The organism is Ardenticatena maritima (assembly GCF_001306175.1).
Lineage (GTDB): Bacteria > Chloroflexota > Anaerolineae > Ardenticatenales > Ardenticatenaceae > Ardenticatena > Ardenticatena maritima.
The window spans coordinates 377,940-394,860 of the sequence record NZ_LGKN01000005.1; the positions used below are offsets into that span (position 1 = coordinate 377,940).

Below are 16,921 nucleotides of genomic sequence, written 5' to 3' on the forward strand. Positions count from 1 at the left end.
TTGTTTGCCGGGTCGGGTTATTCGTACCGCAAGGCTTCGATCGGGTTTAGGCGGCTGGCGCGATACGCCGGATAGATGCCGAAGAACAAGCCCACCGCCGCCGAGAAACCGGTTGCGAGCAAGACGGCGTCCAGCGTGACGATGGGCGTCAAATCTTCGCTCAGGGTGCTGATGATGATGGAGCCAATCCAGCCCAGCACAATCCCCAAAAAGCCGCCCAACATGCTCAACACAATCGCTTCGATGAGGAACTGGAAGAGAATATCGCGCCGCTTGGCGCCCACCGCCTTGCGGATACCGATTTCGCGCGTGCGTTCGGTGACGCTGACGAGCATGATGTTCATGATGCCGATGCCGCCCACCAGCAGGGAGATGCCCGCAATCGCGCCCAGGAAGAGCGTGAGCACGCCCGTAATTTCGCCGAAAATGGCGACCAAGTCCGCCTGGTTGATGACGGTGAAGTCGTCGTCTTCACGAAACTGGATGTTGTGCCGCTGGCGCAGCAATTCGGTGATTTCGTCGGCGACCTGGTCCATGACATCGGCGCTCGCCACCTGCACGTAAATGACCGAAACCAGCAGTTCGCCCCGCTGATTGCGCGGACTGGAGAGGTAGCGGTGCATGGTCGAAAGCGGAATCCAGATGTTGTCATCCTCACTGCCGAACGCACCGCCCCCCTTGCGCTCCATGACGCCAATCACGCGGAAGGGGATGCCGTTGATTTTGATGACTTGCCCGATGGGATACTCCCCCTCAGGAAAGAGCACGTCGTACACATTCGCGCCAATCACCGCCACACGCGACCCCGTGGCGGCTTCGCTGTCATCAAAGAAACGCCCAATTTCGACTGTGAAATTGCGCACCTGGGGGAATTCAATCGTCACGCCGGAGATGGGGAAGCGGCGCGTGATGCGCCCACGCTCCACGTTCGCGCCGCGCGAGAGTTCAGCCGCCACGGCGACCACATTGGAGACGTTGCGCGGGTCGGCGATGGCTTCGGCGTCTTTCACCGAGAGCGTCAAGCCGGTTGAACCGCCCCCCGGCGAGCCGGGAATGACAAAGAGCAGGTTGGTGCCCGTGCTCTGGATGGATTCGGTGACGAATTGCTGGACGCCCTGCCCCACGCTGAGCAAGGCAATCACCGCGCCCACGCCGATGATGATGCCCAGCATGGTCAGCACGGAGCGAAGTTTGTTGGCTGAAAGCGCCCGCAGTGCGATGCGAATGCCTTCCTTGATGTTCATTCGGCTTGCTCCTTCCCGTCGTCAGGTTCGACGGCGCGCCCGTCGGGCGTGAAGGTGATGCCGTGTTCCTCACGTTCCACCAAGCCGTCGCGAATCCAGATGCGGCGCGGAATTTGCCCCCCGATTTCGGGGTCGTGCGTGACGAAAACGATGGTGATGCCGCGCTCGGCGTGCAGGCGGCGAAAGAGCGCCATGATTTCCGCGCCGGTTTTGGTGTCCAGGTTGCCGGTCGGTTCGTCCGCCAGGATGATGGACGGGTTGGTGACGAGGGCGCGGGCAATCGCCACGCGCTGTTGCTGACCGCCGCTCAGTTCGTTCGGCTTGTGGTAGAGGCGATCCCCCAAGCCGACGGCTTCGAGCGCCTGGATGGCGCGTTCGCGCCGGTTTTTCACGCCCCGCGCGTAGAGCAGGGGGAGTTCGACGTTTTCCACGGCGGTGGTGCGGGGCAACAGGTTGAATTGCTGAAAGACGAAGCCGATGCGCCGGTTGCGGATTTCCGCCAGTTGGTCATCGTTCATTTCGCCCACGTCTTCCCCCGCCAGCAGGTAGCGCCCGCTGGTCGGCTGGTCCAAGCAGCCGATGATGTTCATCAGGGTGCTTTTGCCCGAACCGCTGGGTCCCATGATGGCGCCCCATTCGCCTTCGTAGATGTCCAGCGAGACGCCGCGCAAGGCGTGCACTTCCACGTCGCCCATGCGGTAAACCTTGGTGACGTTTTCCAGGTGGATGAGCGGCTGTGTGGTTGTGCCGGTCTGTTGGATGGCGGTTTCTGATTGCGCGTGCATGGCTTAGTTGCCCTCCAATTGGCGGCGAAGTTGTTCGCGGCGGTCTATGCTGGGAATGATGATGATGTCGCCTTCTTCCAGCCCGGCGATGACTTCGCTATGGGTGTCGCCGCGCAAGCCGATGGCGATTTCCACAGGCACGGCTTGCCCGTTTTCCAGTTTCCAGACGGTGAGCCGCCCGGTGGTGCGGTCAATGGCAATGGCACGGTTGGGCACGATGAGCACGTCTTCCAGCACCTGGGTGACGATTTGGGCGTTGCCGCTCATGCCGGCACGCAAGGGACCGGGGGCGGTGCTCACATCGAGTTCGATGCGGACGGGGTAGGTGGCGACGCCCTGGGCGTCGGTTCGCGCCACGGGGGCTACGTGGATGACGGTCCCGCGAATGGTGGCGTCCTGGTAGGCGTCCAACGTGACGGTGACGGGGTTGCCAACCTGGACTTGCCCCACGTCGAGTTCGTCCACGCCCACTTCCAGTTCAAAACGGGACAAGTCCGCCAGGACGATGGCGGGGGTCGCCGAGGAGACGAGTTCAAAGGGTTTGATGTTCACCGTGGCGACTGTGCCGTCAAAGGGGGCGACGAGTTGCGCGCCTTCCAGGTTGCGGCGGGCTTGTTCGAGCGCCAATTGCGCCTGTTCTACCTGCGCTTCCTGAATGCGCACGTCCACGCTGTCCACTTCGCCGCGCAGGCGTCGCAGGTTGGCGCGCGCCTGTTCCACCTGGGCTTCGGCGGCGGCAATTTCGGCTTCGCTGGGTGTTTCGAGCAGGCGTTGCAGGTTGGCGCGGGCGGTTTCGACCTGTGCGCGCGCCTGGGCAATCTGCTCGGGGGTGGGGCTGTTAGCGACTTCTTCGTAGGCGATGCGGGCGGCTTCGTATTCGATGGTGGCTTGTTCAAGTTGCAGGGATTGGGGCAACATGGCGATGTCGGGGCGCCATTTCACCTGGTCGTAGGCGGCTTGGGCTTGCCGCAGGGCGGCTTCGGCGTTTTTCAGCCGCTGTTGGGCGGACGCCAGTTGCACGGGGTCGGGTCCTGCAAGCAGGCGGTCGAGCGCGGCTTGGGCGGCTTCGAGGTTGGCGCGGGCGGCGGCGAGTTCCGCGGCTGAGGGACCGGCTTTGAGTTTGGCGAGGTTGGCTTCGGCGCTGCGCAGTTGGGCTTCGGCAGCCCTGATTTCTTCTTCGGATGAAGCGGGATTGCGCACGCGGTCGAGTTGCGCCTGGGCAATTTCAAGGTTGATTTCGGCTTGCCGCACCGCCAATTCCAGGTCGGTGGTGTCCAGGCGGGCGAGCAGGTCGCCCTCGCGCACGTCCTGCCCTTCTTCAACAAGGACTTCGGCGACGCGCCCGGGCGTGTCAAACACGAGGGTGATTTGCCGATTGGGGTTGACGGTGCCCGAGGCGTTGATGCTGGCGACCAGACGCCCACGGGTGACGGTGATTTGCTCTTCGCTGGCGACTGACGCGGTTTCGTCTTGCCCACCGAAGCGGGTGTAGCCAATCCACGGGACGGCGGCTAGCAGAACGACGACCACAAGGGCAATGATTCCCCGACGCATGGTCTGCTCCTTCGGTTGTTTTTTGGTGGTGTCCATTCTTTGCTGTACGAAGTATTGTTGAAATCGGTTTTATTGAAAATCAAGCAGGGTATTTCCCCAAGGATAGTGCAAAAGCGTGACGGGCAAAGGGAATCAGCGTAAACGGTACGCCCACCAGCGTGCGAGCCGCCGAATGAGTGGTCCCCAGCGCGGGTGCGCCAGCCAGCGCGCACGCCACGCCGCGCCCGCGAGTTGCGCCACGCCTGAGGAGTAGGTGGGGTAGGCGCGCATGGGTGCAGAGAGCGCCGTGAGGCGCGCGCCCCGTTCGAGGGCGGCGGTGAATTCGGTGAGCACTTCGCCGGCGCGTTCGGCGACGATGGTTGCGCCCAGCAGGGTGCCGTTGGCGCGATGAACGGCTTTGATGAAGCCGTCGGTGTCATGCTCCGTCACGGCGCGGTCCACGCGGTCGAGCGCCCAGGTGGTGGTGCGCACATCGTCAAATTGGGCGCGCGCCTGGGCTTCGGTCAGCCCCACACGGGCGACTTCGGGCTCGGTGTAGATGACGGCGGGCACGGCGGCGCGGCGGGCTTTGCTCTTCAGCGGCAAAAGCGCGTTGCGAAAGGCGGTGAAGCCCTGCGCGCCGGCAAGGTGTGAAAATTGGGGGTTGTCGGCGATGCAGTCGCCGGCGGCGAAGATGTGCGGCTGGCTGGTGCGCAGGGTCTCATCCACAAGCAGCCCTTTGGGCGAGACCGCCACGCCGGCGGCGTCCAGCCCCAAGCCGTCCAGCGCGGCAGTGCGCCCTGTTGCCACCAGAAGCATGTCGCCGCGCAGGGGGGTGGGGTCGTCTTCCACCCAGACGGCAATCTCAGCGCCGTCCCGCGCGACGCGCGCCACCAGGCCGGTGCGCATGGTAACGCCTTCGGCGGCGAGGCGGGGAAGAAGGACGGTGCGCACTTCGGGTTCTTCGGTGGGCAAGAAGGCGACGTCAATGAGCGTCACACGCGCCCCGAGGCGGGCGTAGGCTTGCCCCAGTTCGGCGCCAATCGGTCCCGCGCCGATGACGATGAGCCGCTGAGGCAAGCGGTCAACGTTGAAGATGGTCTCGTAGGTCTCAAACGGCACGCTCTCCAACCCTTCGATGGGGGGAATGAAAGGGCGCGCGCCGGTGCAGAGGATGAAACGCTTGCCACGCAGGCGGAGCGTCTCCCCGACACGGATGGTATGGGGGTCTTCAAACGTTGCGCCCCCAAGGTAGACGTCAATGCCTTCGGCTTGCAGGGTTTCGGGGGTTTCGTGGGCGTAAATGTGTTGAATGACGCTCTGCACGTAGGCGCGCACCGCCGGCATGTCAACGTGCACATGCGCTGTTTGCACGCCAAACGGGGCGGCGTTGCGCGCCGTCTGGGCGACTTTGGCGGCTTTGAGCAGGGCTTTGCTGGGGACACACCCCGCCCAGGTGCAATCGCCGCCGATGCGCTCTTTTTCGACCAGGGCAACAGGGACGCCCAGGTAGGCGGCACTGCGGGCGGCGGTCAAACCGGCAGAGCCCCCACCAATGACAATGAGCGGGTAGGTTTTGCTGGTGGACATGATGTGTTCTCCTTTGACGCTTGGTTCTGAGGGAATTGTGGCTGAAATACGGGCAAAGTCCATTTTTTCATGCCGTCGCAGGCTGGCGCTGATGTCGTCGAAGTGGAATCGCGCATGCAGCCCAGGGGTTCGACGACAGTATGAGCGCCCAAACAGGCGTCATGGCACGAAGCAATTTGACAAATTCACTTTTCAGGCATAGTTTAGGTGCAACATTGGTGCTTGAAAGTTGCGCAAATCTTGGTTTTTAGCCTACCTATGAGGGGTTGAAACTTGCCACTGAAACGGCGCTTCGCGATTTGTTCCACGTTTTTAGCCTACCTATGAGGGGTTGAAACCTTCGATCAGCTGTTGGTGGATGGGTGTGGCCTCTGGTTTTTAGCCTACCTATGAGGGGTTGAAACTGCACATGACGACGGGACGCTTGCAATTGCGGTCTCTGTTTTTAGCCTACCTATGAGGGGTTGAAACCTCGTATTCCTTCCCTGGGTTTGGTTTCTTCTTTTGTGTTTTTAGCCTACCTATGAGGGGTTGAAACTCATTCGTCAAACAAGCCCCATCGCTGCAATTTGCGACGTTTTTAGCCTACCTATGAGGGGTTGAAACTTCTTTAGTTAGCCCACGTCGCTATCGCCGAAGATGTGTTTTTAGCCTACCTATGAGGGGTTGAAACCTTTCCCCTGAGCAATTTGAAGCCGCAAAACATTCTAGTTTTTAGCCTACCTATGAGGGGTTGAAACTCAATACAGCGCTGAATTGAAGGTTGACGGTTATGGTACGTTTTTAGCCTACCTATGAGGGGTTGAAACAAAGAGACGGCTACCTTCTCTTATTTGCTTCTCTACTCGTTTTTAGCCTACCTATGAGGGGTTGAAACAACGCACCAGCGCCGCGCGGCGGTCGCTCATGCCCTTGGTTTTTAGCCTACCTATGAGGGGTTGAAACTACCACGCCGCAAACGGCGGCACATACTCAACCAGAACGTTTTTAGCCTACCTATGAGGGGTTGAAACTTCAAAGCGACAAGGTTTGAAGATGTCGGCAAGTAGTTTTTAGCCTACCTATGAGGGGTTGAAACAAAAAGAAAGGAGAAAAAGGACAATGAAAAAGAGCGATAGTTTTTAGCCTACCTATGAGGGGTTGAAACTCAAATTAGCAATCGCTAGCCCAAGAAAACTGCCAATGTTTTTAGCCTACCTATGAGGGGTTGAAACTGCTGACGCCGCGGCGCGTGAGCACGTTCAAGCCAGCGTTTTTAGCCTACCTATGAGGGGTTGAAACCTGACGGGTTCGCCGACCATATATATTCAAACTATCCGTTTTTAGCCTACCTATGAGGGGTTGAAACTTCAGGCGTACATTGAGTATTGGCTAGAAATTATTGGTTTTTAGCCTACCTATGAGGGGTTGAAACCAATGTTTGCGGATGAAGCGGCAGAGTTTGAGATGGTCAGGTTTTTAGCCTACCTATGAGGGGTTGAAACTTTTTCGGGAAGGTGTCAACATCTCGCAAGCGAGTCACAGTTTTTAGCCTACCTATGAGGGGTTGAAACCCAAGAAGTCGTGGTGCCTGGCACCACGACCTACGAAGTTTTTAGCCTACCTATGAGGGGTTGAAACTCGCCATCACTCACCACCGCATCGCCGTCAATCACCGCGTTTTTAGCCTACCTATGAGGGGTTGAAACGGGTGCTCGGGGGTCGTGCCCGAGGCGCGTATATTCGTTTTTAGCCTACCTATGAGGGGTTGAAACTAGAAGACATTGATACGGACGTTTCCCAACGCACGCGTTTTTAGCCTACCTATGAGGGGTTGAAACACCCGCGCAAAGCCGACCCCGTGGGCGTGGACTTGCAGTTTTTAGCCTACCTATGAGGGGTTGAAACTCGAGGTGGAGACGCAAGACATGATACATACGCGTTTGTTTTTAGCCTACCTATGAGGGGTTGAAACAATGAACAGAATGGCGCGCGGGTCAATGTAGCCGTCGTTTTTAGCCTACCTATGAGGGGTTGAAACGTCGGAATCAAATTCGTCGAGACCGTCTTCGAGCATGTTTTTAGCCTACCTATGAGGGGTTGAAACTCGCCCCCTGTAATGTCGTTCCACGCGCGCACCCAGGTTTTTAGCCTACCTATGAGGGGTTGAAACCCCAAGAAGGAAAACGAAACCTAAGCATCACCATCGTTTTTAGCCTACCTATGAGGGGTTGAAACCAGGAAATCGAGGCTGAAAAGGCGGACGCCGGTTTTGTGGTTTTTAGCCTACCTATGAGGGGTTGAAACCGGTTTGGTTGGCGGGCGGGGCGAGCCCCATGCAAGTTTTTAGCCTACCTATGAGGGGTTGAAACGTTCACGTGGGCGGCGTGCGCGCCCACGATGATAACCGTTTTTAGCCTACCTATGAGGGGTTGAAACTGCGCGTGGGGTTCACGTGGGCGGCGTGCGCGCCCGTTTTTAGCCTACCTATGAGGGGTTGAAACCCAGAACCCAAGCCGCAAATCAACCCGGACACGTGTGGTTTTTAGCCTACCTATGAGGGGTTGAAACTAAAGCGGGCGATGTTTCATCTGTGCAGGCAATCGTAGGTTTTTAGCCTACCTATGAGGGGTTGAAACTAATGGACGGCGCACCTATGCGGCGTGTCCAGGTGGCGTTTTTAGCCTACCTATGAGGGGTTGAAACCGATACGCATCAGTTCAGGCAATTCCTTCAACAACGGTTTTTAGCCTACCTATGAGGGGTTGAAACAATACGGCGACATGCGGCTACTTGGCCGCATTGTCGTTTTTAGCCTACCTATGAGGGGTTGAAACCATATTCTATTTTCTCATAAATCTGGCCGCGGTACTCTTGTTTTTAGCCTACCTATGAGGGGTTGAAACCACGTGTGCCAGGTTTTGTTCTACTCTTCAACAAAAGTTTTTAGCCTACCTATGAGGGGTTGAAACCGCGCACGCTACACGCAAACTACGCGCAATTACGCGTAGTTTTTAGCCTACCTATGAGGGGTTGAAACAAGGCGTGCGGTGTTCCACCTGCACGGTTGCGGTGTTGTTTTTAGCCTACCTATGAGGGGTTGAAACTCATATATCCGCAACCGACACCGAGACGAAGGAGCACCGTTTTTAGCCTACCTATGAGGGGTTGAAACCTACTCCAAAACATGGCTTGTTGCAGCAAGATAGCGGCGTTTTTAGCCTACCTATGAGGGGTTGAAACTTTTTCGTGGACGCCTGTGAGAGCGGGAATAGTGTTCTGTTTTTAGCCTACCTATGAGGGGTTGAAACGAGGTGAGTGTGTGGCTCGCGCGCATAGTGCTACTGGTTTTTAGCCTACCTATGAGGGGTTGAAACTGCTACTCATCACCCAGCGCGGGTTTTCAATCGGCGTTTTTAGCCTACCTATGAGGGATTGAAACCGTATTCGAGCATGTCAACTTCTGATTGGTAAAAGGCGCGTTTTTAGCCTACCTATGAGGGATTGAAACTTCGCTACGCGCGTGAGTATGCGCGCATGTTGCGTAGTTTTTAGCCTACCTATGAGGGATTGAAACGGGATCAACGTGGCGGTGGCGGACATAGCGCCGGGTGAAGTTTTTAGCCTACCTATGAGGGATTGAAACAACGCTCTCATCGTCGCCGTCGGACGCCGCACGCACCGTTTTTAGCCTACCTATGAGGGATTGAAACAAATCGAAATGCTACCCGCGCCTGGTCCAGGCGCGGGGTTTTTAGCCTACCTATGAGGGATTGAAACCCGGTCGGTGCAATTCGCGTTGCGGCCGTCTTTGAAGCCGTTTTTAGCCTACCTATGAGGGATTGAAACGCGTTGGGCTTTTTGCCCCCATGATGCCTTCTGAACCCCTGCGACGATTGCATGTTGCCCCGACACACAAACACCCTCCCCCGCTCACTCTTCACGACGTCAATCGCGGGAAGTGTGCTATAATGCGCCCATGCCAACATCCACACATGGGCATGCGCCATGAGCCAGCAGCCACCACTGCAAGAACTGGAAGGGACCGTCGAGCGGATAACCTACCAGAACGAGGAAAACGGCTACACCGTCGCCAAGATACAACCCAAGGGCAAGCGCTACGAAATCACCGCCGTGGGGACGCTCAGCGGCGTGCAAGTGGGGGAATCCGTGCGCCTGCGCGGCTTCTGGACGACCCACCCCGAATATGGGCGGCAGTTTGAAGTGCGTTCCTACACCGTGCGCCTGCCCGCCACGATTGAAGGCATCCGCAAATACCTGGGAAGCGGACTCATCAAGGGGATTGGTCCCGTGATGGCGGAACGCATTGTGGCGCACTTCGGCAAGGAGACGTTGAACGTTATCGAACAGGCACCCGAACGCCTGCTGGAAGTGCCCGGTATCGGGCGCAAACGGGTGGCGCGCATCAAGCAAGCCTGGCAAGAACAACAGCGCATCAAAGAAATCATGCTCTTTTTGCAAGCGCACGGCGTCAGTACGGGGCTTGCAGTGAAAATCTACAAACAGTATGAAGACGAGGCGATCGCCATCCTGCGCAGCGACCCCTACCGCCTGGCGCGCGACATCTACGGCATCGGCTTCAAAACCGCCGACGCCATCGCCCAGAAACTGGGCTTGCCTCCCGACGCCCCCCAGCGCATCGAGGCGGGGCTGGTCTACACCCTTTCGCACTTCGCCGACGACGGCCACTGTTTCGCCACACGTGAAGACCTCGTGGCGACCGCTTCAACCCTGCTGGAAGTGCCCCCCGACGTGTGCGAATGGCATCTGGACACCCTGCTGGGCAACGAAACCCTCATCGCCGACGGCGACGCCATCTACCTGCCCCCCTTCTACTACGCCGAAGTGGGCGTGGCGCGCAAACTGCACCTGCTCATGCAGAGCCGCCACGACCGCCTGGGGGATTTCGCCGCCGCCGACTGGACGCGCATTTTTGCATGGCTCGACCGTCAAAGCCCCTTCCCCCTCGCGCCCGAACAACAGCAAGCCGTGCGCATGGCGTTCACCCAGCGCGTCAGCATCCTCACCGGCGGCCCCGGCACCGGCAAAAGCACCGTCACGGGCGCCATCATCCGCCTGCTGCAAGCCAAGGGGCGCTCGGTTTTGCTAGCCGCCCCCACAGGGCGCGCCGCCAAACGGCTCAGCGAAGCCACCGGCTTGCCCGCGCAAACCATCCACCGCCTGCTTGAATTCAAGCCCTCGGCGGGCAACCTCTTCCTGCGCGACCGCGAAAACCCGCTCGACGCCGACATGATCATCGTGGACGAAGCCTCGATGATTGACATCCTGCTCATGAACCACCTGCTGAAAGCCATCCCCGCGGGGGCGCACCTGCTCATCATCGGCGACATTGACCAACTGCCCTCTGTCGGGCCCGGCAACGTCCTGCGCGACCTCATCGAAAGCGAGCAAATTCCCGTCACGCGGCTCAAAACCATCTTTCGCCAGGAAGCCGACTCCTACATCATCGTCAACGCCCACCGCATCAACAACGGCGAAATGCCCATCTTCGCCCGCAACAGCCGCGATTTCTTCTTCTTCAACCAGCCTGAACCAGAACCCGCCGCCGACCTGGTGCTGGACATCGTCGCGCGGCGTATCCCGCAAAAATTCGGCTACAACCCGCTCACCGACGTGCAAGTGCTCAGCCCCATGCACCGCGGCGCAGTCGGTGTGGGCGAACTCAATCGCCGCCTGCAAGAACGCCTCAACCCCGCCCGCGCCGGCGTTCCCGAATACCGGCATGGGCACCGCACCTTCCGCATCGGCGACCGCATCATGCAAATTCGCAACAACTACGAGAAACGGGTCTTCAACGGCGACATGGGGCGCATCACCCAGATTGACCTGGAAGAACAGCGCCTCATCGCCGACTTCGACGGCGACCCCATCGAATACGAATTCCACGAACTCGACCAGATTGTGCACGCCTACGCCATCAGCGTGCACAAATCGCAAGGCTCCGAATTTCCCGTCATCGTCATGCCGGTGCTCACCCAGCATTACATGATGCTCCAACGCAACCTGCTCTACACAGGTATCACCCGCGCGCGCGAAATGGTTGTGCTGGTGGGCAGCAAGCGCGCCATCGCCATCGCCGTGCGCAACAACCGCGTCGCCCAGCGCAACACGCGCCTGGCGCACCGCCTGCGCGACACGCCCACCCTGGACACCCTGCTGGACGTGTACGCATGAAAAAAGCCGCCCCCGAACGAGGAGCGGCTCAACTTCTGCCCTGCTACGCCTTAGTGCGGTGGGAGCAACACCGTGAACGTAGTTCCTTGCCCGACCACACTGTCCACATCAATCTTGCCACCGTGCAGGCGCACAAACTCGCGCGTCAAGGTCAACCCCAGACCGGTGCCTTCCCACTCGCGGCTTGCCGAACTGTCCAGCTGGCGGAAGCGCTCGAAAATCGTATCGAAGTGCTCTTTGGGAATACCGATGCCGGTATCTTCCACCTCAAACTGATACCAGCCGTTGGGCAACCGACGCCCGCGCACTTCCACGTAGCCCCCTTCGGGGGTGAACTTGATGCCATTGCTCACCAGGTTGTAGATGATTTGCTTGAAGCGCAAGCGGTCGGCGACAATGCGATCCAAGTCGGGGTGCAGGTTGACGCGTAGCTCAACACCCTTGTTCTTCGCCATATCTTCCAGCAGGACGCAGACCTCGTTGATGGCTTCACGCACATCAAACGGTTCCAGCCGCAAATCCATGCGCCCCGATTCGATTTTGCTCAGGTCGAGGATATCTTCCACCAGGTCGAGCAGGTGGCGCGCACTGCGCAGAATGTTGCCGACGTAGCGTTTCTGGTGCTCGTTCAACTCGCCGAACAACTCATCATGCAGCAACTCAGCGTGCCCGATGATGATATTGAGCGGCGTGCGCAGCTCATGGCTCACCGTGCTCACAAACTCGCTCTTCAAGCGGTCCAGCTCGCGCAACTCGGCGTTGGCTTTTTCGAGTTCGAGCACCTTGGCTTCGAGTTTGTCCACCAGGCGGCGCGTATGTTCTTCCAGATAAATCGCGCGCTCGTCAGCGGAGACCTCCTCGCGCTTCCCAGCCAGGAACGCCTCGACCTGCTCAATCAGCTGGTCAATGTCAATCGGCTTGGGCAGGTACCCGTCGCAACCGGCGGCAAGCGACCGTTCGCGGTCCCCCTGCATGACGTTCGCCGTCAACGCCACAATGGGCACATGCTTGAGCGTTTCAATGCTCTTGATTTTGGTGGCGGCTTCGTAACCGTCCATGCCGGGCAGGTTGATATCCATCAGAATCAAGTCGGGGCGCACTTCCTGCGCCTTGCGAATGCCGCTCAACCCATCATCGGCTTCAATCACCTCATAGCCCTGCGCTTCGAGCACGCGCCGCACCAGCATTTTGTTTGCCGGGTTGTCTTCTACATACAAGATTTTGCGTGCCATCTCTCCTCACCCTTTAGCTGTTTCGCTGCTCCCTCTCACGACGATGTTTTGGCTTCTTCCAGGAATTTGCGCACCGTTTTGGGCAATTCGCGCGTGTTGATTGGCTTCGTCAAGAACCCATCACACCCTGCGTCCATCGCCCGCTCGGCGTCCGAGACCATGGCGCAGGCTGTCAGCGCCACAATGGGGATATGTTTGGTTTTGGGGTTGGCTTTGATGCGGCGGGTCAGCTCAAAACCATCCATACGCGGCAATTGCAAGTCCATCAAAATCAAATCGGGGGGTTCTTTTTCGACCATCTCCAACCCTTTGACGCCGTCGGGCGCCCATTCAACCCGAAAGCCGTGGAACGAGAGCAAATCGCACACCAGCGTGGCGTTGGGTCGGTGGTCTTCAATCACAAGGATGTAGGGTTGTTTGTCTTCGCTCATACGCCCTGCCCCTTTCTCTTTACGTTCGCGCATTCATCCCTTTGGGGTCAAAAAGACCTTTGCCGAAAAGTATAAAACAATCTCCATTTTTTGCGAATAGGAGAAAAGCCCCATACCCGCACCGGTCTTTTTTTCACGCAGGCACAATCACCGGATAAACCAATGGTTTGCGCGCCGTCAGCTGGCGAATGTGCTGGCGCACGACCTGCCGAATGACGGTTTCGATATCGTCATCGGCTTCATCAAATGTGAGGTCGCGCAGGGCGTTTTGCAAGAGTTCGCGCAGGCGTTCATGTTCTTCACGGCGCAACAACCCATGCGAGACGATGGACGGTTCGCCAACAACGGCGTTGCGCGTTTCATCAACCGACACCACCACCACGACAAACCCACCCCGTGCCAGGCGCAAGCGGTCGCGCAAGAGGGTGACATGCACTTCGTCCACGCGGCGACCGTCGGCAAAGAGCAAATCGCCACCGACGGCGGGAGCGGTTGCCCACCCTTCCGCCCACACATGCACAGGTGTGCCGCTTTCCACCAGGATGATGCGGTCGTCGTGGATGCCCATCTCACGGGCGAGGTCGGCGTGCAGGGCAAGGTGGCGGTATTCGCCCTGAATGGGCATGAAGAAGCGCGGGCGCACGGTATCGAGCATGATGCGCATTTCATCGCGGGCGGCGTGTCCGCTGACATGCACCGACCAGAGCGGGGGATGCAGAACACGCGCGCCCAAGCGGAACAGGTGGTTGATGGTGCGGTTGACGAGTTCTTCGTTGCCGGGGATGGTGTGGGCGCTGAGCACAACGGTATCGCCGGGACGGATGGTCAGGTGGGGGTATTCGCCCCGCGCCATGCGCACCAGGGCGGACATGGGTTCGCCCTGGGTGCCCGTGCAGAGGATGCAGACTTCATGGTCGGGGGCACTTTCAAATTCATCGGCGGGGAGCAGTTCGTCGGCTTCGATGGGCAAATAGCCCATTTCGATCGCCAGGCGAATGTTGTTTTCCATGCTACGCCCCGCCACGCCCACACGACGCCCATAGCGCCGCGCGGTTTCAATCACCTGGGCGGCGCGCATGAGGTTGCTGGCAAATGTGCTCACCAGAATGCGCCCCGATGCTTGCGCAAAAATGCGATCCAATGTTTCGCTCACCAGCCGCTCGCTGGGGGTGCGCCCCGGTTTGTCGGCGTTGGTGCTGTCAGCCATGAGCAACAAGACGCCCTCGTGCCCCAATTGGGCGAAGCGTTGCAGGTCGGTTGGTGCGCCGCTGTAGGGCGTCATGTCAAGTTTGTATTCGCCGGTATGGAGCAGTAAGCCGGCGGGGGTGCGAATAGCCAGCGCCACCGTGTCGGGGATGGAGTGCGCCACGTGAATAAATTCGATGTCAAAGGGGCCCACCTGGCGACGCATGCCGCTTTCGATGACGTCGAGCTGGACGCGACTGCTGACGCGGTGCTCACGGGCGCGCATGGCAATCAGGCCGGCGGTAAGCGGCGTGGCAAAGATAGGGACGGGGATATCAAGCCCGCGCAGCAGGTAGGGCAACGCGCCCATGTGGTCTTCGTGTCCGTGGGTGATGACAATCCCGCGCAGGCGTTCCTGGTTCGCCCAGACGTAGCGCATGTCCGGCAAGACGACATCAATGCCGAACATATCGTTTTGCGGAAACATGAGGCCGCAATCCACCAGGAGCATTTGCTCCTCGTATTCGATTGCCATCATGTTGCGGCCAACTTCGCCTACGCCACCTAAGGGAACAATGCGAACTGCGTTGCTCAATCACTTCCTCCTGATGATGCACCGCCACCGAAGAGGTCCAGCTGGGTGGGTTCTTCGGATGGGGCGGCTGGTGTGAGAATGGTGATGCCTGCTGCTTCGGCGCTCATCTGCCCACTGCGTACCATGCGCGCCCGGTCAATCAAGGTGGGCAAGCGGTCAAAGTCTTCTTCGAGCATGGGACGCCAGTGGGGTTTATGCAGGGCGGCGGCGGGGTGAAACATGGGCACGATGAGCCGATGCTTGTACATGAACCCCTGCCCATGCACCTGTGTGATGCGGGCGTTCGGTATCCAGCGTTCCATGGCGAAACGCCCCAGCGTGATGATGACTTCGGGGTCGATGAGGCGCAACTGCTGGACGAGATAGGGCTTGCAGGCGTTGATTTCGTCGGGATGTGGGTCGCGGTTGTTGGGGGGACGACATTTGACGACGTTGGTTATGTAAACATCCTCACGCAACAGCCCAATACGCAAGAGGAGTTCATTCAGCAGTTGCCCCGCGGCGCCGACAAACGGCCGCCCCTGACGGTCTTCATTCGCGCCAGGTCCTTCCCCGATGAGCATAATCGTCGCCGTTACAGGTCCTTCGCCCGGCACGGCATGCGTGCGCGTCTCGCAGAGACGGCAACGCGTGCAGGTGCGCACTTCGGCTTCGAGTGCCTGTAAAGCGGCGGCGCGTTCTTCGGGCGTCATGATACTCCGTGCTCGTGTTCCACTCTCAGGTCGGGACGATTGTACTTGCGGTGAGGGGGAGCGTCAATCGTTCACAGGTTGGCAAGCCCACACATCGCCAGGCTGGATGTGAGTTGCGGCATATCGCCGCCTATTCATCCGTGTTGGCCTGCTCCATTTTGCGCTGCAAGCGCGCCAGCCGGTGCAACAATGCTTCGCGTTCCGCTCTGTTGAGCCGCAAACAGCCTTCGCGGGCGTCGTGGAAAGCGCGTTGCACAACCGCCAAGGCCGCGGGAAGATTGCGGGCGTGGTGTTCGAGATATTTAGCCAGTTCCTCATAGGGGAACAGGTCGCCCTGCGCCAGCATGGCACGCCAGAGCGCGGCGGCTTCTTCCCAGCGTTGTCGCCGCTTGAAGAGCAACGAAAGCCGTTTGAGCGCCTCTCGACGCAGCGCGTGCGGCAACTGGCTTTGCAACGCCCGCCGATAGACGGCTTCGGCTTCGTCCCAATGTCCGCCTTCTTCCAGCAGGCGCGCCACGCCAAACAGGTCGGCGCCCGCCAAGCCCAATGCGGGGCTGGCGTCGGCAACGATGGTCGCCATGTGGACGCTCAACGCCGCCAACGCCACAATGTCATGGCGGTTGTGGTAGAAGACGCCACGCAGCGGGGCGGCGTTGCCGGTGCGCAGGTAGTCGTTGTAGTAGCGGGGCACCAGCCAGCCGGGCACATCCTCGGCGGCGCGGCGCACACCCAGCACCTGGCGTTCGAGCGTGCCCAAATCGCAGTGGGTGAGCCGCCAGCGCCAAATGCGGCGGGCGGGATGCAAGAGGTCGAGATGGGGGCGCGTCCGCAGGTCGAGCGGGCGGCGCGCCAGGACAAAGCGGGTTTCGAGCAGGGGGATGTCGAACGATTTGCCGTTGAAGGTGACGAAGGTGTCAAACCGTTCCAACAGCGGTTGAAGCGCCGCCAGCATGGCGGGTTCTTCACCCGGATGACGCAGGAAGAATTGCCGCACGACGAACGCGTCATCGTCGAGAAAGCCCACGCCCACCAGGAAGGCAAAGGTGCCCGTACCGCCGGCCAGCCCGTTGGTTTCGGTGTCCAGGAAGAGCGCCTGTCGAAAATCGAACGTGCGCCAGGCGGGGGCGCGCAACAGGCGGGCGATGCGCTCACCGTGGGGGCGCTGCAACTCGGCGAGCGGCGCTACGCCGTAGCGTGTGCTCAGAGGCAAGCGCGTTTCGCGCACCAGGCAAACGCCCGCTTCGGTGGTGTGCGGCTGAAGACCGAGCACCTCTTCCACGGGAGCGGGCGGCGTCTCCGATGGAGAGGGCGCGGCAGGGGCGGGCGGCGCATGCCGTCCGCGCAAGGTGTTGAGGCGAGCGCGCAAGGCGTTCACGTCCATTTTGGGAAGGGGGCGGCGGTCTTCATCCATCGGGCACGCCTGTTTCCTGGTGTTTGGT

10 protein-coding genes and 1 CRISPR repeat array are annotated in these 16,921 nt (G+C 59.5%); of the genes, 1 reads left to right on the plus strand and 9 read right to left on the minus strand.

Annotated elements, in window-relative coordinates:
• Positions 1–17: 17 nt before the first annotated feature.
• From SE16_RS09505 to SE16_RS09520, 4 genes are all read right to left on the minus strand, one after another.
• Positions 18–1,244: an ABC transporter permease gene (locus tag SE16_RS09505; protein WP_054492951.1), complete on the minus strand. Its 1,227-nt coding sequence runs from the start codon at positions 1,242–1,244 to the stop codon at positions 18–20.
• Positions 1,241–2,029: an ABC transporter ATP-binding protein gene (locus SE16_RS09510; protein ID WP_082374226.1), complete on the minus strand. Its 789-nt coding sequence runs from the start codon at positions 2,027–2,029 to the stop codon at positions 1,241–1,243. The genes SE16_RS09505 and SE16_RS09510 overlap by 4 nt, the downstream gene beginning before the upstream one ends.
• A 3-nt stretch (positions 2,030–2,032) precedes the next feature.
• On the minus strand, positions 2,033–3,583 hold the full coding sequence (locus tag SE16_RS09515) for an efflux RND transporter periplasmic adaptor subunit (RefSeq protein WP_054492952.1): 1,551 nt from the start codon (positions 3,581–3,583) through the stop codon (positions 2,033–2,035).
• A 132-nt stretch (positions 3,584–3,715) separates the two neighbouring features.
• Positions 3,716–5,152 carry a dihydrolipoyl dehydrogenase family protein gene (locus SE16_RS09520; RefSeq protein WP_054492953.1) on the minus strand — a complete coding sequence of 479 codons (1,437 nt, stop codon included), beginning with the start codon at positions 5,150–5,152 and terminating at the stop codon, positions 3,716–3,718.
• A gap of 243 nt (positions 5,153–5,395) precedes the next feature.
• Positions 5,396–8,980: direct repeats of the CRISPR family, unit length 30 nt; unit sequence GTTTTTAGCCTACCTATGAGGGGTTGAAAC.
• 159 nt (positions 8,981–9,139) lie between these two features.
• Here SE16_RS09520 and recD2 point away from each other — a divergent pair.
• Positions 9,140–11,347 (plus strand): SF1B family DNA helicase RecD2, encoded by a 2,208-nt coding sequence (gene recD2 / locus SE16_RS09525; RefSeq protein ID WP_054492954.1) that lies wholly within the window; start codon positions 9,140–9,142, stop codon positions 11,345–11,347.
• A gap of 50 nt (positions 11,348–11,397) precedes the next feature.
• Here the strand turns inward: recD2 and SE16_RS09530 are convergent, their stop codons facing one another.
• The 5 genes from SE16_RS09530 to SE16_RS09550 all read right to left on the minus strand — a co-directional run bounded on the left by SE16_RS09530 (position 11,398) and on the right by SE16_RS09550 (position 16,893).
• Positions 11,398–12,579 carry an ATP-binding protein gene (locus SE16_RS09530; protein WP_054492955.1) on the minus strand — a complete coding sequence of 394 codons (1,182 nt, stop codon included), beginning with the start codon at positions 12,577–12,579 and terminating at the stop codon, positions 11,398–11,400.
• A 35-nt stretch (positions 12,580–12,614) separates the two neighbouring features.
• Positions 12,615–13,010, minus strand: a complete 396-nt coding sequence (locus SE16_RS09535) for a response regulator (RefSeq protein WP_054492956.1) — start codon at positions 13,008–13,010, stop codon at positions 12,615–12,617.
• Positions 13,011–13,143: 133 nt separating this feature from the next.
• Positions 13,144–14,790 carry a ribonuclease J gene (locus SE16_RS09540; RefSeq protein WP_054492958.1) on the minus strand — a complete coding sequence of 549 codons (1,647 nt, stop codon included), beginning with the start codon at positions 14,788–14,790 and terminating at the stop codon, positions 13,144–13,146.
• On the minus strand, positions 14,787–15,482 hold the full coding sequence (locus SE16_RS09545) for a uracil-DNA glycosylase (protein ID WP_054492960.1): 696 nt from the start codon (positions 15,480–15,482) through the stop codon (positions 14,787–14,789). Before SE16_RS09545 ends, SE16_RS09540 begins: the two co-directional genes overlap by 4 nt.
• A gap of 130 nt (positions 15,483–15,612) precedes the next feature.
• A complete protein-coding gene (locus SE16_RS09550) occupies positions 15,613–16,893 on the minus strand; it encodes a ribonuclease H-like domain-containing protein (protein ID WP_054492963.1) in 1,281 nt (426 codons plus the stop codon).
• Positions 16,894–16,921: the final 28 nt, after the last annotated feature.

Excerpts from the sequence above, each read along its gene's own strand:
- SE16_RS09505 (WP_054492951.1), bottom strand. The coding sequence starts at position 1,244 with ATGAACATCAAGGAAGGCATTCGCATCGCACTGCGGGCGCTTTCAGCC.
- SE16_RS09510 (WP_082374226.1), bottom strand. The coding sequence starts at position 2,029 with ATGCACGCGCAATCAGAAACCGCCATCCAACAGACCGGCACAACCACA.
- SE16_RS09515 (WP_054492952.1), bottom strand. The coding sequence starts at position 3,583 with ATGCGTCGGGGAATCATTGCCCTTGTGGTCGTCGTTCTGCTAGCCGCC.
- SE16_RS09520 (WP_054492953.1), bottom strand. The coding sequence starts at position 5,152 with ATGTCCACCAGCAAAACCTACCCGCTCATTGTCATTGGTGGGGGCTCT.
- recD2 (WP_054492954.1), top strand. The coding sequence starts at position 9,140 with ATGAGCCAGCAGCCACCACTGCAAGAACTGGAAGGGACCGTCGAGCGG.
- SE16_RS09530 (WP_054492955.1), bottom strand. The coding sequence starts at position 12,579 with ATGGCACGCAAAATCTTGTATGTAGAAGACAACCCGGCAAACAAAATG.
- SE16_RS09535 (WP_054492956.1), bottom strand. The coding sequence starts at position 13,010 with ATGAGCGAAGACAAACAACCCTACATCCTTGTGATTGAAGACCACCGA.
- SE16_RS09545 (WP_054492960.1), bottom strand. The coding sequence starts at position 15,482 with ATGACGCCCGAAGAACGCGCCGCCGCTTTACAGGCACTCGAAGCCGAA.
- SE16_RS09550 (WP_054492963.1), bottom strand. The coding sequence starts at position 16,893 with ATGGATGAAGACCGCCGCCCCCTTCCCAAAATGGACGTGAACGCCTTG.